At 43.6% G+C, this 23,503-nt stretch carries 20 protein-coding genes; 4 read left to right on the top strand and 16 right to left on the bottom strand.

Translation table 11 applies throughout. The features are described 5' to 3' along the window. The first annotated feature begins 4 nt into the window (after window positions 1-4). Complete coding sequence (locus tag AC1RRY_RS20250) at window positions 5-952, top strand: threonine ammonia-lyase (RefSeq protein ID WP_492823649.1); 948 nt, start codon at window positions 5-7, stop codon at window positions 950-952. 199 nt (window positions 953-1,151) lie between these two features. Here AC1RRY_RS20250 and ade read toward each other — a convergent pair whose 3' ends face one another. Continuing rightward, complete coding sequence (gene ade, locus AC1RRY_RS20245) at window positions 1,152-2,798, bottom strand: adenine deaminase (protein WP_492823651.1); 1,647 nt, start codon at window positions 2,796-2,798, stop codon at window positions 1,152-1,154. Window positions 2,799-2,980: 182 nt separating this feature from the next. Between ade and AC1RRY_RS20240 the strand changes: the two genes are divergently transcribed. The 3 genes from AC1RRY_RS20240 (at window position 2,981) to AC1RRY_RS20230 (ending at window position 6,696) form a co-directional block, all read left to right on the top strand. After that, window positions 2,981-3,337, top strand: coding sequence for a hypothetical protein (locus AC1RRY_RS20240; RefSeq protein WP_492823653.1), 357 nt, complete (start codon window positions 2,981-2,983; stop codon window positions 3,335-3,337). A gap of 315 nt (window positions 3,338-3,652) precedes the next feature. Next, on the top strand, window positions 3,653-4,006 hold the full coding sequence (locus AC1RRY_RS20235; RefSeq protein ID WP_492823655.1) for a PadR family transcriptional regulator: 354 nt from the start codon (window positions 3,653-3,655) through the stop codon (window positions 4,004-4,006). A gap of 8 nt (window positions 4,007-4,014) precedes the next feature. Further along, the gene (locus AC1RRY_RS20230; RefSeq protein ID WP_492823657.1) at window positions 4,015-6,696 is read left to right on the top strand and encodes an ABC transporter permease; all 2,682 of its coding nucleotides are present in this window, start codon (window positions 4,015-4,017) and stop codon (window positions 6,694-6,696) included. A gap of 211 nt (window positions 6,697-6,907) precedes the next feature. Here the strand turns inward: AC1RRY_RS20230 and AC1RRY_RS20225 are convergent, their stop codons facing one another. The 15 genes from AC1RRY_RS20225 to obgE all read right to left on the bottom strand — a co-directional run bounded on the left by AC1RRY_RS20225 (window position 6,908) and on the right by obgE (window position 23,402). Then, window positions 6,908-7,453 carry an NADH-quinone oxidoreductase subunit J family protein gene (locus AC1RRY_RS20225; RefSeq protein WP_492823659.1) on the bottom strand — a complete coding sequence of 182 codons (546 nt, stop codon included), beginning with the start codon at window positions 7,451-7,453 and terminating at the stop codon, window positions 6,908-6,910. Between the two features lie 34 nt (window positions 7,454-7,487). Then, window positions 7,488-8,039, bottom strand: coding sequence for a 4Fe-4S binding protein (locus AC1RRY_RS20220; RefSeq protein WP_492823661.1), 552 nt, complete (start codon window positions 8,037-8,039; stop codon window positions 7,488-7,490). Between the two features lie 56 nt (window positions 8,040-8,095). Continuing rightward, the gene (nuoH, locus tag AC1RRY_RS20215; RefSeq protein WP_492823663.1) at window positions 8,096-9,271 is read right to left on the bottom strand and encodes an NADH-quinone oxidoreductase subunit NuoH; all 1,176 of its coding nucleotides are present in this window, start codon (window positions 9,269-9,271) and stop codon (window positions 8,096-8,098) included. A 10-nt stretch (window positions 9,272-9,281) separates the two neighbouring features. Beyond that, window positions 9,282-10,376: an NADH-quinone oxidoreductase subunit G gene (locus tag AC1RRY_RS20210; RefSeq protein ID WP_492823665.1), complete on the bottom strand. Its 1,095-nt coding sequence runs from the start codon at window positions 10,374-10,376 to the stop codon at window positions 9,282-9,284. Between the two features lie 33 nt (window positions 10,377-10,409). Continuing rightward, window positions 10,410-11,744, bottom strand: coding sequence for an NADH-quinone oxidoreductase subunit NuoF (gene nuoF, locus AC1RRY_RS20205; RefSeq protein ID WP_492823667.1), 1,335 nt, complete (start codon window positions 11,742-11,744; stop codon window positions 10,410-10,412). Between the two features lie 4 nt (window positions 11,745-11,748). Next, window positions 11,749-11,958 carry a zinc ribbon domain-containing protein gene (locus tag AC1RRY_RS20200; protein ID WP_492823669.1) on the bottom strand — a complete coding sequence of 70 codons (210 nt, stop codon included), beginning with the start codon at window positions 11,956-11,958 and terminating at the stop codon, window positions 11,749-11,751. Between the two features lie 5 nt (window positions 11,959-11,963). Beyond that, complete coding sequence (gene nuoE / locus AC1RRY_RS20195) at window positions 11,964-12,461, bottom strand: NADH-quinone oxidoreductase subunit NuoE (protein ID WP_492823671.1); 498 nt, start codon at window positions 12,459-12,461, stop codon at window positions 11,964-11,966. 16 nt (window positions 12,462-12,477) lie between these two features. Beyond that, window positions 12,478-13,725: an NADH dehydrogenase (quinone) subunit D gene (nuoD, locus tag AC1RRY_RS20190; protein ID WP_492823673.1), complete on the bottom strand. Its 1,248-nt coding sequence runs from the start codon at window positions 13,723-13,725 to the stop codon at window positions 12,478-12,480. A 56-nt stretch (window positions 13,726-13,781) separates the two neighbouring features. Further along, complete coding sequence (locus AC1RRY_RS20185; RefSeq protein ID WP_492823675.1) at window positions 13,782-14,282, bottom strand: NADH-quinone oxidoreductase subunit C; 501 nt, start codon at window positions 14,280-14,282, stop codon at window positions 13,782-13,784. 144 nt (window positions 14,283-14,426) lie between these two features. Continuing rightward, window positions 14,427-14,969, bottom strand: a complete 543-nt coding sequence (locus AC1RRY_RS20180) for an NADH-quinone oxidoreductase subunit B (RefSeq protein WP_101726045.1) — start codon at window positions 14,967-14,969, stop codon at window positions 14,427-14,429. Between the two features lie 177 nt (window positions 14,970-15,146). Then, window positions 15,147-15,524, bottom strand: a complete 378-nt coding sequence (locus tag AC1RRY_RS20175) for an NADH-quinone oxidoreductase subunit A (protein ID WP_492823808.1) — start codon at window positions 15,522-15,524, stop codon at window positions 15,147-15,149. Between the two features lie 305 nt (window positions 15,525-15,829). Then, the gene (locus AC1RRY_RS20170) at window positions 15,830-17,956 is read right to left on the bottom strand and encodes a T9SS type A sorting domain-containing protein (protein ID WP_492823677.1); all 2,127 of its coding nucleotides are present in this window, start codon (window positions 17,954-17,956) and stop codon (window positions 15,830-15,832) included. 271 nt (window positions 17,957-18,227) lie between these two features. Further along, the gene (locus tag AC1RRY_RS20165; RefSeq protein ID WP_492823679.1) at window positions 18,228-19,466 is read right to left on the bottom strand and encodes a sialate O-acetylesterase; all 1,239 of its coding nucleotides are present in this window, start codon (window positions 19,464-19,466) and stop codon (window positions 18,228-18,230) included. A gap of 122 nt (window positions 19,467-19,588) precedes the next feature. Continuing rightward, window positions 19,589-22,306, bottom strand: a complete 2,718-nt coding sequence (locus tag AC1RRY_RS20160) for a sialate O-acetylesterase (RefSeq protein WP_492823681.1) — start codon at window positions 22,304-22,306, stop codon at window positions 19,589-19,591. A 103-nt stretch (window positions 22,307-22,409) separates the two neighbouring features. Next, window positions 22,410-23,402, bottom strand: coding sequence for a GTPase ObgE (gene obgE / locus AC1RRY_RS20155; protein ID WP_492823810.1), 993 nt, complete (start codon window positions 23,400-23,402; stop codon window positions 22,410-22,412). Window positions 23,403-23,503 lie beyond the last annotated feature (101 nt).

The following is a 23,503-nucleotide window of genomic DNA, read 5'->3' as shown; positions in this document are numbered from 1 at the left end:
TTTTATGAACCATATTCCGACTTTTGACGACATCAGACAAACGCATGAGAGAATCAGCGTGTATATCAACAAAACACCTGTACTGAGTTCTGAAGTAATTAATGAACTGGCCGGCTGCCATGTATTCTTTAAATGTGAAAATCTGCAGAAAATAGGCGCTTTTAAGGCTCGCGGCGGAATGAATGCTGTACTAAGCCTGAGCAAGGAAGAGCAGCAGAAAGGTATTACCACGCATTCGTCGGGTAATCACGCCCAAGCCATTGCACTGGCAGCTAAAGCTGTTGGCACAAAGGCTTATATTGTAATGCCCAGCAATGCGCCTGAAATCAAGAAAAACGGTGTGAAGTATCTGGGTGGTGAAATAATTGAGTGTGAGCCCACACTGGAAGCCCGCGAAAGTACTGTGCAACAGGTGATTGATGAAACCGGGGCAACGTTTGTTCATCCGTTCAATAATTATGACGTAATAGCCGGGCAAGCCACCGCTGCCGTAGAACTGATAGAACAAGCGGGTGCATTAGATGTATTGATGGCTCCCGTAGGTGGTGGAGGTCTTCTGAGCGGAACAGCCCTTGCCACGCATTATCTGTTACCCAATGCTGACGTAATTGCCGGAGAACCGGAAGGCGCGGCGGATGCGGTGCTGTCGTTCCGATCGGGTAAAATAGAAAAGGCGCCCTACATAAAAACCATAGCTGACGGGTTGATGACTAATCTGGGCGACAAAACGCTTGAAATCATTCGTAAGTATGTAAAAGATATTATCGTAGTCAGTGAAGACGAAATCGTTGCGGCTATGCGCCTGGTATGGGAACAACTGAAAATAGTCATTGAGCCCTCGTCGGCAGTACCTGTAGCGGCATTGCTGAAACACAAAGAGCGTTTTGCCAATAAACGCGTAGGTATAATACTGACAGGCGGAAATGTTGACTTAGGGAAACTGCCGTTTTGAGGAATTATTCTTGAACTTTGATTTAACTGATTAAATGATTTCGCTGAACTGATGATTGATTATGTTTTACTTTAAATTGTTTACATGAAATGCTATTTGGCTTATAAAGCTTACTAAAGCAGGTAATCATAAACTGAAATCAAATTTTCAGGTTAATCATTTAATCAGCTTAATCACAGTTCAGGAATGAGAAGTCAAATTACTCCTCAGCCTTGAACAATTCGGTAAATCTGAATTCGTTGCCATCAAATAAGCCGAGATCGCTTAGTTTTAAGGATGGAATTACAAGCAAGGCCATGAAAGACAGACTCATGAATGGGGACGTCAGGGTACTTTGTAACTGCTCTTTGGCAAAGCGGTCAATCCGGGTATAATCTTCTGCTACCTGGTAGCCGTCTTCGTTGCTCATTAAACCTGCTACCGGCAAAGCCAGTATACCTTTCTGCGTACTACTTACGGCCGATACTCCCCCCTGCTCTCTCACAATCAGATTGACGGCTTCACAAATAGACCCGTCGTCTACCCCAACTGCAATGATGTTATGAGAATCATGTGCTACCGACGAAGCGATGGCTCCTTCTTTCAGACCAAAATTAGTAATAAATGCCACGGCAGGTGGCGCATCTATATACCTGTTATAGACCACCATTTTCAGAATGTCTCTTTCTACATCCGGCACTACTTTTCCTTCACTAATCAATGGCTCCACCACTTCCTGACGTGTGATTAACTGTCCGTCAATGGCTTGTATCACGCGTAGCAGACTTCCTTCCGATGGCTCATTCACCTCTATCTGAGCCGGGTTGAGTGGCTCACAATTAAAGTTGTTCACCACTTCACTTTTGATGTTCGCCATGAGTGACAGCCCGTTTTCGGCTACCTTTTCGCCTTCAATATAGGTTTCCAGCACTTCAAAGTTTTCGAGGTTATCTACTATTATGAAATCTGCCCAATCACCTTCGCGCAATAATCCTACATTCATGCGGTAATGCAACACAGGATTGATGGTTGCCATGCGCAGCACCTTGAATTTATCAATACCTTTGGCAACAGCCCTTTTAATCAGTTGATTGATGTGTCCTTCTACCAGATTATCCGGATGTTTGTCGTCAGAACAGAACATCATTTCAGCAGAATAAGTATCAGCAAGGGGTATCAATTCCTCAAAGTTCTTGGCAGCACTGCCTTCGCGAATCAGGATTTTCATGCCCAATTTCAGCTTCTCCTGCGCTTCTGCTTTCGTAAAACACTCGTGATCAGTTTCAATGCCTGCTTCAATGTACTTCTTGGCCGATGCTCCCCGCAGACCCGGCGCATGCCCGTCAATGGGTTTATTGAATGCCTTTGCCACGGCCAGCTTCTGCATCACTATGGGGTCTTCGTTCAGCACTCCCGGAAAATTCATCATTTCTGCCAGATAGCCAATTTCCTTATAGCTGAATAGCGCCGTAATGTCGTCCACTGTCACCTCGGCACCTGCGGTTTCAAAAGTAGTAGCCGGTACGCATGATGGCGCACCGAAACAGAATTTGAACGGCACTTTGCGACTGTCTTCAATCATGTATCTGACGCCCTCCACACCCAGCACATTGGCTATTTCGTGGGGGTCAGACACCGTGCCGACGGTTCCGTGCACTACTGCGAGCCTGGCAAATTGTGCCGGTGTGAGCATTGAACTCTCAATATGGATATGTGCATCCACCAGCCCGGGCAGCATGTACCTCTCCCCTGCTCTCTCGTCACCCAGATGTTTTATCTGTTGAATCCGCCTGTTTTCAATCGTTACTTCTCCAAACGCTACTGTCCCGTCGAAAACATTTACAATATTTGCCGTATAAGTTGTCATGGTATTTAATACTTGGTTTGCCTTTCTGTATCAATCCTGTCAATCTTCGGTTCATTAACCGACAGTGGCTTAAAAATACTCAATTTTCCGGCAAACACTGCCATCCATAAAAAACTATTGTGGCAGGAACACTTTTTTTAACATTTTGCGTTTAAATGAATGTAAAAACAAATGTCGCTGCAATGAAGAAAATTAATAAAGAACTGGAAGAAAAATTTGCTGAGAAACAGCGATTCGACTTGCTGGCCAGCCTTGCCATTGATGCATTGGGGATGTCAACCTATCTGATACCCGCCCTGGGTGAGGGTTTTGACCTGCTGCTTGCGCCTGTAATTTCAGGTTTAATATATGCCTTACACCGTACCACTATCGGGGCAGTGTTCGGTTTTGTTGAGGAAATTCTTCCTTTTACTGATATTATCCCTACAGCTACTATTCTGTGGGCATACCGCTATGTTTTCAAAAGAAAGCAAACCCGGCAGGAATTCGCCGAGAAACTGAATAAGAAGAATATGATTGTGATTCCTATAGATGATTGAGGCATTACAGCATTGATTCGGAACAGAAGAACAGGTACCTGAAGCATCGGATACCTGTTTATTTTTTCAGCATATTCAATGAGCCTAGAATAACAATCTGCCTGTCCGATTATGTACCTGTCATTGTCCGTTTCTGGACACCCCTCCTTTTCCATTCATTCAATTTCTCTATCAAAACAGCATTTTTTGAAATTGGCATTGTATTTGATTTACAATATTATATCTAATCAGAATATCAGAGTTTTAATATGATAGGCTTTGTTGCTGATTGATTAGATTTACAATATTGTATCTAATAGCCCTCATTGATAAATTATGAAAAAAACCATTCTTGGAGAATTGGAAGAACTGGTACTACTGGTAGTAGCAGCCAGCAATGATGAAGTATATGGCGTACCTGTAATGGAACAACTACAGGAACTAACCGGGCGCGACTTTACCATCGGTGCCATACACACCACCCTATACCGATTGGAAGAAAAGGGTTTTCTGGCTTCTTCGGTTGGTGGTGCCACAGCAGAGCGTGGCGGAAGAAGTAAACGATTATTCGCTTTAACCACAGCAGGTGGTCGCGTATTGTTAGAAGTTCAGCAAATGCGCGCGCAACTCTGGCAAACCATTCCGCAAAACAAGCTTCAGTCACTGGGTATATCAACCAATTCCCTTTAAGCATCATTATGAAAAAGCAATCTGAAACACCGAAACCGCCTGTTTGGGCAGACAAATTATTGGAATGGTTTGTAGCCCCTCATCTGTTGGAATACGTACAAGGTGATTTACACGAAAACTTTTACAAACGGGCTACCGTGGTTGGTATATCTAGAGCCCGCCGTGAATACCTATGGGCAGTACTGAACTGCCTGACACCATTCTTTTTCAAACGGAAAAAAGAAGTGCCTTTTTACAGCTATTACAACACCCATTCTAAACCCCGCTTTACAGACATGCTCTCAAACTACCTGACCATTGCGTTCAGAAACTTACGTCGGCATAAGGCCTTTACTGCCATCAATATTGCTGGTTTATCTATCGGGCTGGCAACATGCCTGCTTATAATACTTTTTATAAGGCACGAACTAAGCTACGACCGCTACCATAGCCGTGTCGATCGTTTGTACCGGATGATTATGCCTATTCACATGGGTGACAAAGACTTCAATTATGCATATACAAGTGAGCCTGCAGGCGAAGCGCTTCAGCGCGACTGTCCAAGTGTTGAAGCCGTTACCCGCCTGCGACGAGAGGGGGCAATGCTTGTAAAAAACGGACAGGAGACTTTCAAAGAAGAGCGTATAGCTTTTGTTGACTCAAACTTTTTTTCTTTTTTCTCTATTCCATTGATAAAAGGGAATAAGGCAAATGTGTTAATAGAACCGAAAACAGTGGTACTGACCGAAACAACCGCGCTTAAGTATTTTGGTAAAGCAGACCCTATCGGAAAAACGCTGACCATAGGTAATCAGGGTGTTTTCAGAGTGACAGGTATCTGTGAAGATGTTCCTTTGAACACCCATTTCCACTACGATCTGTTTGGTTCATTCAAGTCTGTTAACCCGGGTTTAAAATGGTTAGCCAGTGGTGCATATACCTATGTACTGCTTCGGGAAGGCCACACTGTACAACAGGTTGAAGCACAAAGCAGTGGTTTTCTTACCAAATACGTTGCGCCGGAAATTAAGGAGTTTCTGGGCATTGACCTTCGTGAATTTCTTCAGAAGGGCAACAGAATGGGTTTTCAATTTCAACGTGTGTCGGATATTCATCTGTATTCTCATCTGGACGACGAATTAGAAGCCAATGGCGACATCAGATACATATACATTTTTTCGGCCATTGCATTATTTATCCTGTTGCTTGCCTGTATCAACTTCATGAATTTGTCTACGGCAGGCTCGGCGGGGCGCTCCAAAGAAGTCGGTATTCGCAAGGTGCTTGGTTCAGTTCATACCCAACTAATCAGTCAGTTTCTTACCGAATCTGTACTGCTGACTTTTCTGTCGCTCCTGCTGGCTTTAGGTCTTGTTTTGTTACTATTACCCAGTTTTAATTCGCTGACAGGTAAACAATTTACACTCGGCGCCATTTTTAATCTGCAGATGCTTTCGGGTACGATACTGGCATGCCTGGTGATTGGCCTACTTGCTGGTAGTTACCCTGCCTTCGTGCTGGCTTCATTCAAACCTGTTACGGTTCTCAAGGGCAAGCTGCAGGCCGGTTTAAAGAACGGCTGGCTCCGGAACACCCTGGTGACCGGGCAATTCGTTGTTTCAATAGGTATGATAATCGCTACGATTGTGGCCAATCAACAACTGCGGTTCATGCAGAATAAGAAGGTAGGCTTCAACAAAGAACAGGTGCTGATTCTGCACGATACGCAAGTATTAGGTACTAAACTGAATGCCTTTAAAGATGAGCTAACAGCTATGGCATCTGTTGTAAAAGTGGCTAATGCCGGTTTTTTGCCTGCCGGACTCTCCAACCACAGTCAGGATGGAATTATGATTAAAAATGGTGCACAAACAAGTACGCATGTATCGAAAAGCTATTATATTGATCAGGATTATCTGCCCACGCTAGGGATTCAACTGGTGCAGGGACGCAACTTTTCCAAAGATTTGATATCTGATAACCTGGCCGTGCTGATTAATGAAGCTGCCGCCAGGTCTTACGGTTTCAAAAATGCCGTTGGCAAACAGATATACACCGTAGGGAATGGAAGCGAAGAAAGCAGAAAAACTTTCACTGTCATTGGTGTAGTGAAAGACTTTCATTTTGAAAACATGCACCAGCGCATTGCTCCGTTAGTGATGTTCAAAGGTCAAGACGATACTCAACTGGCCGTGCGCATCCGGACAAACGATATCCCTGAACTTCTCTATAACATACAACAACGCTGGAAAGCTGAAACAGACAACCCGTTGGCCTATTCATTTCTGAACGAAAGGTTCAACAGTATTTATCAGTCCGAACAACGCACTGGCAAACTTTTTGGGATTTTTGCCGGATTAGCCGTACTTATTGCCTGTCTGGGTTTGTTTGGGTTAGCGGCATTTACCACGCATCAACGTACCAAAGAGATTGGCGTCCGTAAAGTACTGGGGGCATCGGTTAGCAGCATTGTCGGGTTATTGCTGAGCAATTATCTTAAGTTGATTCTCATTGCCATTGTGATCGCATCGCCCATTGCGGGTTATACCATGAATCAATGGCTTCGCGATTTCGCCTATAGAACCGACTTGTCGTGGTGGGTTTTTGCTGTGGCCGGAGGACTGGCTGCAATGGTTGCCATCCTGACGGTCAGTTACCAGGCTATTAAAGCAGCAATAGTGAATCCGATGAAGAGTTTGAAGACAGAATAAATGTTTTTTGTAGAGCCGAATTGCCATACGGCTCATCGTCGAGTCAGGTTATCAACAAAATAGATTTATAATTATAATGCTGTATAAAAGTGTTTATTGTGCAGACTGGCCCTGGAGCCGCATTGCAATGCGGCTGTACGAACAAAAAATCCTTTCCTGCGTGGGAAAGGATTTTTTATGATTGGGAATTTATCCCTTTCTATTTTTAATCTTAGAAATGTCTTTCGCCTGTTTCGCGTTTGCCTAACATTACGGCTCCGGCCATTGCTACCAGAAACAATACCGATACCAATTCGAAAGGCAGCAGGTACTCACCATACAATGATTTACCCAGAACCTCAACCATACCCGTTTGCGAATTATACGTAAGCGGATTAACAGGCTCACGATCCGCTTTGCGCAAGAAAATAATCAATATACTACCCAAAATTACCGCGGTAACAATGGCAGTATAAATAATTTTGTCTTTTTTCAGCTCTTCGTTCTCTGTTCTCAGGTTCAGGAACATGATTACGAACAGAAACAATACCATGATGGCACCTGCATATACAATAATGTTTACTGCTGCCAGAAACTGGGCATTCAACAGAATATAGTGTGCCGACAGTGAAAAGAAAGTCACGATCAGGTAAATAACACTATGCACAGGGTTGCGCGACATAACGGTACCTAATGCTCCGAAAAGCGTCAGTATCGACAGAATCGCAAATGTGTAGTATATCGGCGGAAGATGTAATAAGTTTTTTAAATATTCCATATCTAAATTATCTCAAAATGATGTTACCTGGCTATCAGGCGTTTTTCCAAAGTTTCATTGCATCTTCTTTCGTCCATGCATCGCGGCGATAACGTTCGTTCGGGTCTTCCACGAGTTTGTCCTTACCATAAATTACGTCTTCCCGCTCAGTAAATACAGGCACAAATTTATCGTGACGCAGATAAACGGCTTGTTTCGGACAGGCCTCTTCGCACAGACCACAAAAAATACAACGTAGCATATTTATTTCATATACTGCCGCGTATTTCTCTTCACGATACAGATGCTCTTCTCCTTTCTTTCTTTCCTGTGCCACCATTGAAATAGCCTCAGCCGGACAAGCCACTGCACACAAGCCACAGGCGGTGCAACGCTCGCGTCCTTCATCATCTCTTTTCAGAATATGGTGTCCACGAAAAACAGGTCCGAGATATCTTTTCTGTTCAGGGTACTGGATCGTCGGCTTTTTCATGAAAAAGTGACGGATGGTAATCCCTAAACCTGTTGCTAAAGATGGTAAGTAGCTGCGTTCAAAAAAACTCAGCTCGGTCTTATCTGTTTTTTTAGCTCTATTAGTTAATTGCATAATGTTAATATTTCAATGCAGTGCTCAGTTCCTTGCGGTAGTGGGTCTGTTTTGTTTTAAGCTCCTAGAATTGCTTCTTTCTTTTTCGGACGCATAGCCCAGAATCCGGCCATAATCAGTATCATTACTCCCAGACCTAACCAGATACCTATCAGTCTATAACCTGAAAGCATTGCTACGGCGGTAACAATCAGATTACCTACCGACAACGGAATGAGGCCTTTCCAGCCCAAGTTCATCAGCTGGTCGTAACGGAAACGAGGGAGTGTCCAGCGTACCCACATGAAGAAGAAGATTCCGAAAAGAATTTTCACAAACATGCTTCCGATACCTATGAAAGTAGCCAGATTGTGGCCAATGGTTTGACCAAACCAGCCTGTCAATGCATTTTGTACAAAATCCATACCCGGGTAGTTGTAACCACCAAAGAACAAGCAGGCTGTAATGGCCGAAGACGCAAACATGTTGATGTATTCGGCAAAAAGATAGAAGCCCAGTTTCATCGAGCTATATTCGGTATGGTAACCACCTACCAGCTCTGTTTCACACTCGGGTAAATCGAATGGTGTACGGTTACACTCGGCAAAGGCACATACAATGAATATCAAACAGGCCAGCGGCTGATAAAATATATTCCAGTTGAAACCATGTTGTTGCTCAACAATGGTACGGATAGACAAAGAACCGGTCATCATCAGAATGGCGATGATAGACATACCCATGGCCAATTCGTAGCTGATGTTCTGTGACGCCGCACGGATGGCTCCCAATAAAGAGAATTTATTGTTAGACGCCCAACCTCCAATCATCACACCATATACACCTAAAGAAACTACTCCGAACACGTACAAAATACCGATGTTGATTTCAATAGCCTGTACAGTTACAGCTTTGCCGTCAATCAGGAACGAATCTCCGAAAGGCACTACTGCACTCGACATCAACGCCGTGAACATAGACAGACAAGGGCCTAATATAAACAAAGATTTGTCGGCCTGCGCAGGTATGAAGTCTTCCTTAAAAAACATCTTGCCGGCATCAGCCAATGGTTGCAATAAACCACCCCAACCGGCACGATTAGGGCCTGATCTGTCTTGAATATAACCGGCAACTTTACGCTCTGCCCAGGTCGAATAAGCCGCAATACCGAGCGTAATTGCAAAAATCACTAAAATTATGAGGGCTTTCCAAAGAAACATTGTTTCGTTTGCCCATTGAATAAAACCGTTCATATAATGTTAATTACTTATGCCCAAAATATTTTTCATCCTTTGCCATCAGCGCTTTGTAGTCGCCTGATTGCTCAATTTCACTCATTTCGTGCAGATACTCACGATCATCATCAATTTTCTTGTATTGAGACTCTGCCAGTTTCATAGCGAAATCAGGCTTTTTAATCAAATTGGCACCATATTTATTGGCTGAAATAACCGAAGCACGTGCCACTTTGGTTGGCCCTTCGATCGTCCAGTCGCTGGTTTGTTTTCTTTCAAAACGGCAGGTATTGCAGATAAACTCTTTTACCTCACCCCATTCGTTTTTACGGGCAGTTACACGAATTACCTCATCGCCACGGTACCAAAGCTGCACTTTACCGCTGCATTTTTCGCAGTCGCAATGTGCATCTACAGGTTTCGAGAACCACACACGGTTTTTGAAGCGATAGGTTTTGTCTGTCAAGGCACCTACCGGGCACACATCAATCACGTTTCCTGAGAAATCGTTATCAATGGCTTTACCGATATAGGTTGAAATTTCAGCGTGGTCACCTCTGTTCATCACTCCGTGTACACGCTGGTTGGTTATCTGGTCGGCAGTATACACACAACGGTAACACAACACACAGCGTGTCATGTGTAGTTGAATATACGGGCCTAAGTCTTCTTTTTCGAAAGTACGGCGGTCTTCTTCGTAACGGGTGTTACCTACACCGTGTTCGTACGAGAAATCCTGCAGATGACACTCTCCGGCCTGATCACAAACGGGGCAATCAAGCGGGTGATTGATCAACAGGAATTCAACCACTGATTTTCTTGCATCTACCACCTGTGGATTGGTGTAGTTTTCAACTACCATGCCATCCTGAATGGGTGTAATACAAGAAGCCACCAGTTTTGGCATCGGGCGTGGATCTTTGGCAGAGCCCGCACTCACTTTTACCAGACAGGCACGGCATTTACCACCCGAACCTTTCAATGGCTCATAATAACACATAGCCGGAGGCGCCACTTCAGGACCAATTTTACGAGCTGCCTGTAAAATGGTTGTTCCCGGTGGCACTTCTACTTCCACACCATCAATGGTTACTTTAAATAATTGAGGGGCTGTATTTTCCATAAAATCATTTTTCTTAATTCAAAAACTGGATGCTTAAACCAACACGCTTTCTTTCATATAAACGGCACCGGGTTTTGTGGCTTCTACAGGGTGTGTAATATGCCACTCGAATTCGTCGCGGAAATGGCGGATAGCCGAGGCCACTGGCCATGCGGCGGCGTCACCCAACGGACAAATGGTATTTCCTTCTATTTTCTTTGAAATATCAACCAGCAAATCAATATCGTGCATAGAACCTTTTCCGTGCTCAATACGGTTCAGTACTTTCTGCATCCAGCCGGTACCTTCACGGCATGGTGAACATTGACCGCATGATTCGTGTTCGTAGAAACGGGCAAAGTTCCAGGTATTGCGTACGATACAGGCTGTTTCGTCAAACACGATGAAACCTCCTGAGCCTAGCATGGTTCCGGTAGCAAAACCACCGTCTGATAACGACTCGTAGCTCATCAGGCGATCTTCACCGTTGGCTGTTTTTAAGAACAGATGCCCGGGTACGATAGGTACTGACGAGCCCCCTGCCACAACGGCTTTGAGCGTGTGCCCTTTGCGTACACCTCCGCAGTATTCATCTGAATTCAGGAATTCGTCGCATGACAAACCCAGATTGATTTCATACACACCCGGATTATTGATGTGCCCCGAAGCAGATATGAGTTTGGTACCTGTGCTTTTGCCTATTCCGTAAGTAGCGTAGGCTTCGCCACCGTTATTGATGATCCACGAGGTTGTGGCAATTGATTCAACGTTGTTTACAACCGTAGGGCTCTGGTAAAGACCTTTTACGGCAGGGAACGGAGGTTTGTTGCGAGGGTTACCTCTTTTACCTTCCAGTGATTCGAGCAATGCGGTTTCTTCGCCACAAATGTAAGCGCCACCACCAGGATGCACCACCAGCTCTAAATCATACCCACTGCCCAATATATTTTTTCCTAAAAAGCCTGCTGCTTTCGCTTCCTCAATGGCTTTTTCAAGAATGCGGATGACATACATCAACTCGCCTCTCACGTAGATAAACGATTTATTAGCACCCAAAGCATAGCTTGAAATAATCATACCCTCAATCAGTAGATGAGGCAGGTTTTTCATCAGATAATGATCTTTGAAAGTACCCGGTTCCGACTCATCGGCATTACAAACCAGGTAACGCGGCACGCCCTCTGGTTTAGCCAGAAAAGACCATTTCATACCCATCGGGAAACCAGCACCACCACGACCACGCACTCCTGATTTCTTTACTTCTTCCACCACTTCATCGGGGGTCATCTTCTTTATCACCTTCTCAACAGCCGTATAGCCACCTTTTTGGCGGTAAACCTCAAAAGTTTCAATACCCGGGGTGTTAATATGTTCGGTTAATATCTTCATGATACTATGTTAAAAAATCAAATACTTCTGTTATTTTATCCCGACTTACTCTGTAAAACTCGGTGTACGAACACCTATTGCAGGTAACGGCCGTAAATCTTCTGTTCTGTACATCAAATAATGCCGACATCGCCCCTCCCGTTGTTCTGATTTCATCAACCAGTGCTTCGGTTCCGCCACATTTCGGGCATTTGTATTGAGGGATATCAGACATTGGTATTATTTAGACAATTCTTCTATGATCTGATCTACTTTTTCGTTCGTCAGGTGCATGTAGTATTTCTCACGAATCTGGAAACAAGGCCCCCAACCACAAGCAGCCAGACACTCTACTTCTTTCAGTGTAAACAGTCCGTCTGATGTTGTCTGACCTTTTTTAACACCCAATTTCTGAGTCAGGTGCGCGTATACTTCTTCACCACCCATCAATACACAAGGGCCAGTGCGGCAATATTCAATGACATGCTTGCCTACCGGCTCCAGATGGAACATGGTATAAAAAGTGGCTACTTCATACACCTCAACCGGCGATATACTCAACAATGAAGCCACATAGTCCATTACGTCCTGGCTCATCCATGCAAATTGTTCCTGCGCCAGGTGCATGATAGGCATCAAAGCCGATTTTTGCTTGCCTTCAGGGTACCGGGTTATCATTTCCTGTGCTTTAGCCAGGCGTTCGGGTGTAAAAGCTACTGTATTTCTGGTTTCAATCATTTTGGGTAATCAAATTTTAGGCGTCTAGTTCTCCGGCAATTACGTTGAGACTACTCATAATTGCGATGGCATCTGAAATGGAAACACCTTTGCACATTTCAGGATAAGCCTGATAATAAATAAAACAAGGGCGACGGAAATGCAAACGATAAGGGGCACGGCCACCATCGCTTACCAGATAAAATCCCAGCTCTCCGTTACCACCCTCAACGGCGTGGTAAACCTCACCCACCGGGGCGTCAATCTCACCCATCACAATTTTGAAGTGATAGATAAGCGCCTCCATGCTACGATACACCTCTTGTTTCGGAGGCAGATAGTAGTGGTCTTCGTTGGCATAATAAGGACCTTCAGGCAGGTTCTCCATTGCTTGTCTGATGATCTTCATACTCTCCCACATTTCCTGGTTTCTCACCATGAAGCGGTCGTAGGTATCACCATTATGGCCTACCGGAATATCAAATTCAAAATCTTCGTAAGATGAGTACGGCTCCATTACGCGCACGTCGTAGTCAACACCGGCGGCACGCAGGTTGGGGCCTGTAAAACCATATTCAAGGGCGCGTTCTGCCGTAATAGGGCCAACGTTCACTACCCTGTCAATAAATATTTTATTTCTGTTGAAGAGCTTTTCGAACTCAGTCAGTGTTTTCGGCAAATCATGGTAAATCAATTGTCTGATTTTACTCAATGCAGTAGGTGACAAATCACGCTCCATACCGCCGATACGACCCATGTTGGTGGTCAAACGGGCACCGCACATTTCCTCATAGATTTCGTAAATCTTCTCTCTCTCCTGAAACAGGTACAGGAAGCCCGAATAGGCTCCGGTGTCTACACCAAGAATCGAGTTACAAATCAGGTGGTCGGCAATACGGGCCAGCTCCATCATAATTACCCTGATATACTGGGCACGCTTAGGTACCTGTACACCCAACAGTTTTTCTACGGTCATGTGCCAGCCCATGTTGTTGATGGGCGACGAACAGTAGTTCATACGGTCGGTAAGGGTGGTTATCTGATAGAAAGGACGACGCTCGGCAATTTTCTCAAAAGCCCGGTGGATATATCCAACGGTTTGTTCTCCTGATACAATTTTCTCGCCGTCCATTTTTAACACATTCTGGAAAATACCATGTGTTGCGGGGTGAGTAGGCCCCAGATTAAGCGTAGTATATTCTGTATCTTCAACAATTGGCCTGTTAAGCGCCAATGCATCGGTAGTGTTTTTAGGAATAATCAGTTCTTCTGCCATTGTATTCATTTTTCAATTAACCCCGACTATCAATTCTGTAATGACGCTAATTGTACAAATTTATGTTATCTGCCGAAAAGGGCATCAATCTTATCCTCACGGGTAGCATCTTCCAATGGGTATTCTTTTCTCATCGGGAAATAGTCCATTTCATCTATATTCAGAATACGCTTCAGATTCGGGTGTCCGTCAAAGATAATACCGTAGAAATCGTAGGTTTCTCTTTCCAGCCAGTTGGCCGTAGCATAAAGCGTAGTGGCTGTAGGAATGTGTATATCTTCAACCGGAATAAACACTTTGATGCGGATACGGACGTTGTTTTCCAGACTATGCACATGATAAATTACGCCAAACTCTTCTCCTTTGTTATCAGGTAAGTGAATGCCGCAGATATCGGTCAGAAAACGGAAGCGGAAAGTTTCGTGCTTATTAAGATAAACCAGCAGATTGATTATGTTCTGACGATTGGTGGTAAAAGTAAGAAGCCCGTAAGGTTCTTCAAAATTCCTTACATTCTCACCAAAATGAGCTAATATATCTTCTGCTATTTGTTGATTACTTAACATGTAATTCTATTAGTGATTGTTGTATTTAGTGATTTTTCCATTTAGTGATTGAGTGATTGTGTAAATGAGTGATTAAAAGGTAAAATAATCACTCAATCGCTAATTCACTCATTCGCTCAATTTTTTAACAAATCACTCAATTCCCTACTGTATGTTATACGATTCTAATAAAGCTGAATATTCAGGGGTATTTCTACGGCGCAATGATTCGTTTCTGGCTAATTCCTGAATCTGCATCAGGCCGTCAAGAATCTGCTCCGGACGTGGCGGGCAACCCGGCACGTACACATCAACCGGAATAATACGATCGATACCCTGTAATACCGAATAAGTATCAAAAATACCACCACTCGACGCACAAGCTCCTACGGCAATAACCCAGCGAGGCTCGGCCATTTGCAGATACACCTGTTTCACAACCGGACCCATTTTTTTGGCTATGGTACCCATTACCATCAACAGGTCTGCCTGACGGGGAGAGAAACTTGGTCTTTCTGAACCGAAGCGTGAGATGTCGTAGTGTGAACCCATGGTAGCCATAAACTCAATACCACAACAAGAAGTGGCAAACGGAAGTGGCCATAGTGAATAGCTACGCGCCATACCGATAACTTTATCTAATGAAGTAGCAAAAAAACCAGCTCCTTCGAATCCTTCCGGTGCTTCCACCATTTTTACTGAACTCATAATATGTAGTCGGTGTTTAAAGACTCAAAACGGTTTTAAGCCTAAACATTTTTTTTAATTTATTGAGTGATTTAGAGATTTAGTGAATGAATGATTAATAACTAATCTTTCAACTACTTATTCACTCAAAAAGCTCTAAAACAAAAGTGTCGGATTACCAATCCGACCTACGTTTTGTTATTCTTTTTCCCAGGTTAACACACCCTTCCTGATGATGTAGTAAAAACCGGCCATCAATAAGCTTACAAAAAGTACCATTTCAACAAAGCCAAACCAGCCGAGTTTCATGAAATTGACAGCCCATGGATACATAAAAATAATTTCTACGTCAAAAAGAACAAACAAAATGGCTATCAGGAAATATTTGATTGAAATAGGTGCTCTGGCATCTCCCTGCGCCTCAATACCACACTCAAAAGGGTCATCTTTCTTTGCACTGTGTCTTTTCGGCCCTATTGAATGGGTTACGATCATGGTAAACACTATAAAACCAATAGCAGCGATTAACTGCACCAAAATCGGGAGAAAATCTGAAGGCAAGTATTCTTTCATAATAACTGTAATAGTAACCAACAACATAGGGTTGGGATTTCTGTCCCTACATCATTACGGATTAATTTCCTTGTAAAGGTACAAATAAATTGTGTCTCAAAATTACTAACGTAAAGTTTAGAAACAAAATAAAAAAGGGTTGAATCTTCAACCCTTTCAATATTTTATGAAAACTTTTAACGTTGTCAGGAAATCTTTCATGGTGATCGGAGAAATCTGACTCATGATTTGGTTTCGTCCGGTTTTTCTGCCAATCAGGTAAATGCATTCGATATTGCCAATGCCCTGCCTGATAATACCGCTACGGTTTATTCTATCATTACCCGTTTAGATATATTAAAGTCATTGTTTGTTATAATGACTACATAAAGTCCTTTGGGCATATTCCCCAAGGAGATAGTCTGCCGGGGATTCAAATCATTAAGAAAGAAACTTTTTACTATGGATCCTTTCATATCATAGAAACTCACGGACACATTTTTAAGTTCGTTCATTGCTTCAATATTCAGGAGCTTGTTCTGTACCGGATTCGGGAATATTCTTGCAAAGCCGTCTGAGAGTTCAAATATATAATTAAACGGCTCTGAAGGTTTGGAAGCACAAGAAAGCGGTAGATGGTTGTCGATCGTGTAGGTAGTAATTTCTTTTACTGTGTACGAACCAGCCGCTGTTACTTTAATGGCGCTCGTATTATCTGGCAGTTTTGTGCCGTCTCTCAACCACTCAAATGTTGAACCCGCGCGGCCCACATAAGGAATCGCCAATGCATAAGGCCCTGTCTGGGCTATTGCCCCAATCGGTGGGTTTTCTTTAACAATTACGTGCACCTCGTCTGACGGTTGAGAGAAGCATCCGGTTCCATCTTTTACCTGAACAAAGAATGTGCCTGAAGAACTGATTTTCAGATTCCGGCTTTTTGATTTGTTATTCCAGACGTATTCCAGGCTTTGAGGTGCGCTTAACTCAACGCTGTCGCCCTGGCAAAATACAATAGCGCCTTTAGCACTGATTATCGGTTTGGGTGGCCCCGGACTGGTATTGATTGTAACCTTTTCTGATACTGCCTTGCAACCATTTATACTGTATCTGGTAACGTAATAATCGCCCGGTGCGCGTATAACCAGATTCTGCCCGCTTTTACCGTTATTCCAGACATTACCGGTTGTTACTGACGATGTCAGCAATATGCTGTCTGTTGCACAAAAGATATTAGGGCCGTTAATAGTTACTACAGGTTTGGTAACCTCATTGTCAGGTGAAATGGTTACGGGCTGAGAGAAAAACGCATTACCATAAATATCGTGGGTTGCAACCGAATAACTGCCACTGTTTACAGTTATCGATTTGGCAGTGCTTCCATTGCTCCACTTAAAATCCTTATAATTTCCCTCAACCTGAATTGTAAACTTATTATCAGCACTAGCGGTATTACAAGTTACACTTACATTCACCGTGCGTTTTGCTTCTAAAGGACTGGATTTTGCGAATATCCAATCTTCCAATGCTTTGTTCCAATACTCAGCTGCCATGTTTAAGCCCTCGTTATAAAAATGAATGCCATCGTATCTATAGCTTGCTCCTTCAATTTCGTCAGTCAAAGGTCCGGGGAATACGTCATGTATATTGATTATGGCAAGATTCTGCCCATGTATAACATTAGGCTGTACATTCGGATTGCGTGACGACCGTGCCACTACCCATGCCAGATTATCTTTTCCACTATCTTTGCGGATGGTCTCAATAACTGTTTTTAAGTCGCTGTAATATTTCTCGGCGGGGGTGTTATCGTCGCTCTCACCCTGTTGCCATAAAACGGCACGCAAACCAGTGCGTGAAGCATATTGTTGCAAGGCAGCCTGAAGCCCTCTGTATGGCATGCCAGGTACTGCAATGTACATTGGTAGTTCCTGACGCAGGTCTTCACCTTGTGACGACCTCTGCCAGGGGCCAACGCCAATACCACCTAAAGCAGCGCCATAGAATAACACAGGCACGTTTAATCTCTTGGCCAGTTTGTCGCCCAAGCGCCCCCAGAACCACGGCACATGATTGTAAGGAGCTATTTTGGTGCCGTCGTCCATGTGAGAAAACTTAAAAGGAAGCTTGGTTTCATCCAGTACGTCTTCATAGTAATCAATAGTAGAAACGCGGTCGTCAGTTGCACCTATTGCCCCACCCGGATAACCTGCGGTTCCTTGCGCGTTAGATTGCCCTGCTACCACAAAAACTTCACCTACCCCTACTCTTTCGAGCCTGGTAGTAGCCACAACCTGATTATTCAGAATACCTCTGACCTCGATATTGTACCAACCACCTTTCAATGGAAGAAACCCGTTAAACAAGCCTGTTGTCAAGACACTCTGTATGGTTGTCCACCCTACTTCGGTACCCTGACCCTGGCTAACAGGAAGAGCCCGTGCCTCAATGCGGTCCAATTGTTGGAGATGATTCCCTGTAATGTTTACAGTTGCACTATTGTTGTTGTCTCGCTGAAAGACTATTCGAGAAACCGGAAAGGTAATTTGTATTTGAGCGTATGTATTTAGAGCTATAAGCCACAATAAAATTACAAGCGATTTTTTACGCAGCATAGATGTCAGGTTAAAAATTTGTTACTCAGATTCTTTATAGTCACTCATGGTTCAGTAATTTATCAGATCCTCTGAAACCGGATTGCAAACAATCAGGGTTTTGTCTGGTAATAGATCATGCCCAAATTATACTGACCACAGAAGTTAGAATAATGGCCATGAAATGTGTTATAGCCAGTGTTACAATTAATTGCCGTTCTAAGGGCTTATAAATCTTGTTTCTTGACTCCAAAGGGTTAGACTTCACAAATACCTTATTACTAAGGGCACTGTTCCAATATTCAGCTGCTCTCTTTAAACCTTCATTATAAAAGTGAACGCTGTCATATCTAAAGCGTGCTCCTGCTATCTCATCAACATAAGGCCCCGGGAATACATCCGGAACATTAATCAGGGCAAGATTCTGCCCATGTATTATATTTGGTTGTATTTTCGGATTACGAGATGCACGCGCTATTACCCACGCCAAATCACTTTTCCCGATGTCATGACGCGAAGTCTCTATAACCGTTTTTAAGTCGTTGTAGTAATTCTCGCCAAGTACACCTACATCGCTTTCTCCCTGCTGCCACAAAACTGCACGTAAACCCGTGCGCGACGCATATTGCTGCAATGCAGCCTGAAGGCCTCTATATGGCATGCCCGGCACTGCAATAAATATCGGCATTTCTTTACGGAGGTCTTCACCTTGTGCCGACCTCTCCCAAATCTTTATCGCCACACCACCCAATGCAGCCCCATAAAACAATACCGGCACGTTTAATCTTTTTACCAGTTTGTCGCCCAGGCGCCCCCAAAACCACGACACATAATTATAGGGTGCGATTTTGGTGCCGTTGTCCATATGAGAGAATTTAAACGGCAATTTGTTTTCGTCTAACACAGGCTCGTAAAAATCTATCGTAGATACACGGTCGTCAGTGGCACCAGTTGTGCTGCCCGGAAAGATTGAATTTCCTTGTGCATTAGATTGGCCTGCTATAATAAAGACTTCACCTACCCCTACTCTTTCGAGCGTGGTAGTAGCTACAATCTGATTATTCCGGACTCCTCTGACCTCGATGTTGTACCAACCTCCTTTCAATGGAAGAAATCCATTAAATAGCCCGGTTGTTAATCCATTTTGTATGTTTGTCCACCCTGTTTCGGTACCCTGACCCGGATTAACCGGAAGGCCCCGTGCTTCAATGCGGTCCAATTGTTGCTGATGATTCCCGGTAATGTTTACAGTTGCATTATTATTGTTGTCTCGCTGAAAGACTATTCGGGAAACCGGAAAGGCAATTTGTATTTGAGCGTATGTATTTAGTGCTATAAACAATAATAAAACTATAAGCAATCTTTTACGCAGCATAGGTGTCAGGTTAAAAATTTGTTACTCCGATTCCTAAATTTATAAAAGAAGCCTGTTTTCCACAACTCCGAACCGATATTTCGGCATTAAAAAATCACTCTGTTTAATTACTTGCTCTTATTTCATTCTATAATGACCCGTTTGAACACTCCAAAGTCTCCATTGCCTATTCTGACTATGTAGCTTCCTCTGGGTATGTCTCTCAGCAAAAGTGTTTTGCGCGTGTCAAGAGAAGAAATGAAAAAACCCATCACTCTTTCTCCTTTCAAGTTGAAAAAGATGATGTCGACATTTTTGTAGTCATTAAGTGTCTCTATATTGATGAAGTCATCAGAAACGGGGTTCGGGAAAATCGCTGTGCCGTCGTCTGATGGATTAATAACATAATTATATGGCGTAGAAAAATCTGAGTAACAACGAAGAAATGCAATACTTCCAATAGTATAGTTTATTGATCCTCTTACGGTATATGCACCGTTTTGTCTTACTTTAATTAATCTGTATACATCCGGCAGTTTAGCGCCATCTCTTATCCATTCAAACTCAGAATCAATAACACCCGTACTTATTACTTCCAGGCTATATGGGCCAGACCTCAGAATAGACACATCTTGCGGATTTGCCTTGACAATAACCGGTACCTCAGCCGACGAAGGCGAAATACATCCGTTTCCATCTCTTACTTTCACCGAAAACACACCTTCAGTAGCAGTACTAATGCTCTGGGTTGTGCTTGAATTATTCCAGATGTAACCAACATTTACCGGCGCCGAAAGTTCCACACTGCCTCCCTCACAAAACGCTGTCGGACCGCTTGCCGTAATAGTTGGCTGAGCCGGAAGCGGATTCACCTTGATTGCAACGGAGCCTGATGCCCGCTGACAACCAAACTGATTGGTGGCAGTGGCAAAATAGTCACCCGTTTGGTTAACGGTCAATTGCGAGCCGGCAGTGCCGGTATTCCATGTTATTCCTGTGGTAACATCAGAAGAAATACTTACACTGGCATCGGCACAAAATACTGTAGGGCCGTTAACAGTTAAATTCGGTCTCTGTGGTTTCGGATTCACCGTAATCAAGATTTTATCGGAAGTGCTCTCGCAACCAAACTCATTTCTTACGTTTACGCTGAATTCACCTGAACGGTCAATAGTGATGGCGGGTGTATTCTGGCCTGTATTCCATAGATACCCAGAGGCCGTTGCAGAGCGCAAAGTAACCGAGTTTTCTTCACAGAATGTGGTTGGCCCTTCTGCTATAATTCTTGCTTCAGGATTTGGGAAAACCGTAACACTCGTCATGTCTGACGTAACGGTGCAACCCAGAAAGTTAAACTTGCTCAATGTAAAAACACCGGACTGTGACGCTACGATCGACTGACCCGTTGAGCCTGTATTCCAGAAAAACTCTTCGTTGACAGACGAAGTCAATCTCACTGCACCACCATCACAAAAGCTTGTGGCGCTCTCAGCAATAATAACCGGTTTGGCAGGTATAACATCACTGGAGTATTGCACACCTGCTGTATAATACACATTGCCAAGGTGATCGAGGGCTTTGCCCCGGAAAAATCCTTCTTTCACCTGAATATTCTGGCTGCTGTTCAAATCATTTGTTCCGTTTGTCCAACGGTATTCACTAAATCCACCCGACATGGTGATGTTCAGTGGTGAATTTGCAATATTCGCATTACAGTTTGTATTGAAACCAAGCAGAGCTGCCCCAAAAGTAGGATTTGATCTGGAAAAGAAGTCTGCATTTAATCGCTCGTTCCATGCATTAGCCAGTAGTATTAATCCCTGCCCACTAAAATGCACGCCATCCTGACGAAATCCGATACCATCTGTATCAGGCCCATTGAAAACATTAGGGTAATTCTGAATAACGGCTTCCTGAGCCTGAATAATAATGGGCGATGACTCCTTTAGTTTCGTACGTGATACTTTACTTACTACCCAGCTGATATCACGACCACTGTCGTTTCTAGTTCGTTGAATAACCTCCTGAAGTGTTTCTCTATATACATCAAATGTAGTTCCTTTATCGCTGTCGGTTTCTCCCTGATGCCACAACACGGCACGCGCACCAAACATGTTTACATAATTGTAGAGTGATTTACGCAGGTCATCGTAAGGGTAGCCCGGTAATGCATAATTACCTGAATAAAAATCATGACCTCTTCCGCCATCGGCACTTACTTTCCATTCTTCTACTCCCATCGACTCCATCGATGCATTAAAAAACATGATGGGTACATCAAGCTTAGCAGCCAGTAAATCACCCAACCTGCCCCAACACCAGGAACTCATACCCTCCGGAGCTATTTTTGAATTGGCTTCAAGGTGCCCTATGGCAGGATATGGAATATTGGGCGATTGCCCGTAATTAGAATAATAATTGGAAACGACATTGATGCGGTCATCTGCCGAGGCGACACTCCCTAACCCATCATAGCCTTGCGCATTCGATTGGCCGGCAACCAGAAACACTTCGCCAAGCCCTACTTTTTCAACATTGGCTGTGGCTATTGTTTCATTGTTCCGAATGGCTCTTACTTCTAACGAGTACCACCCGCCAATGGCAGAAATGTTGCCTGAAAAACTTCCGGAAGCAGGATTAAGAGCAATAACTGTCCAGTCGACAGGAGCCCCACCTTTAATTGATACAAGCCGGGCATCTACTCTATCTACTCTTGTCTGAAAAGTACCTGCCACAGGAATCACTCCTCCACCGGAATTATTCCGTTGAAACACAGCCCGGTTCATCGGAAAAGTAATCTGGAGTTGTGCCAAAACACTTGAATTTACAAACAATAATAAATATACAAGTACTTTTTTCATGGTTCAAACTAATCGCAAAAGTCCACTCAACAGTAAGTTAACTTTGTGGTAAAATCAAATAACTATTCAAAATCTCTTTAGCAGATGTCAATATCATGCTATTTTACTCATTCAGGTTATTCCAGATTAAATCCTTCAGGTCGTCAATTCCAAGGTTGGCCATGGAAGAGAAAAACACATAAGGCAAATCAACAGGAATTTTCTTTTTAATTTTTGCGATTTGCTTGTCGTCAATCAAATCTGCTTTTGAAATACCCAGGATCCTCTTTTTATCGAGTAACTCAGGATTATATTGCTTTAACTCCTTCAGTAGCGTTTTGTACTCTTTTAAAGGATTTTCACTATCAGCCGAAACCAGAAACAGCAGAATTGAGTTGCGCTCGATATGTCGGAGGAAACGTAGCCCAAGACCCTTGCCATGTGCAGCGCCTTCGATAATACCCGGTATATCGGCCATTACAAAAGACTTATACTCCCGATAGGAAACTACACCCAGGTTTGGTGTCAATGTTGTAAAGGGGTAGTCGGCAATTTCAGGTTTCGCTGCCGAAACCACCGATAATAATGTTGACTTCCCTGCATTCGGGAAACCTACCAGACCCACATCTGCCAATACCTTCAATTCAAGTACAATCCATGATTCTTGTCCTCCCTCACCTGGTTGAGAATATTCCGGAGCCTGATTGGTGGAGTTTCTGAAATGGTAATTACCGAGACCACCCCGACCGCCAGACAACAAAACTATTTTTTCTCCATCCTGAGTAACTTCACCTAGAATCTCGCCTGTTTCTGCATCTCTTGCAATGGTTCCTAAGGGTACTTCTATGATTTCGTCCTCACCCTGTGCTCCTGACCGCCTGCCGCCTTCACCGGCTACGCCGTGGTCAGCTTTTATATGCTTGCGGAATTTTAGATGCAGGAGTGTCCAGTGCTGGGCATTGCCTCTTAATACAATATGCCCACCTCTGCCTCCATCGCCACCATCCGGCCCTCCGTTAGGTACGTGTTTTTCTCTTCTAAAATGTTTAGACCCTGCCCCTCCATTGCCTGAACGGCAATTTATTTTTACGTAGTCTATAAAATTACTTGTCATAATCTATCGGGTCTGTTGATACTTTCGAAAGACAGGCATTAAGTGATTTAGCGATTGAGTGAATGAGTGATTAATATCTGTACTTAGAATTAATCACACTATCT

Source organism: Emticicia sp. GW821-FHT11C11, assembly GCF_058808615.1.
Note: the sequence above shows the minus strand (reverse complement) of the source record. Positions and strands in the feature narration are given on the sequence as shown.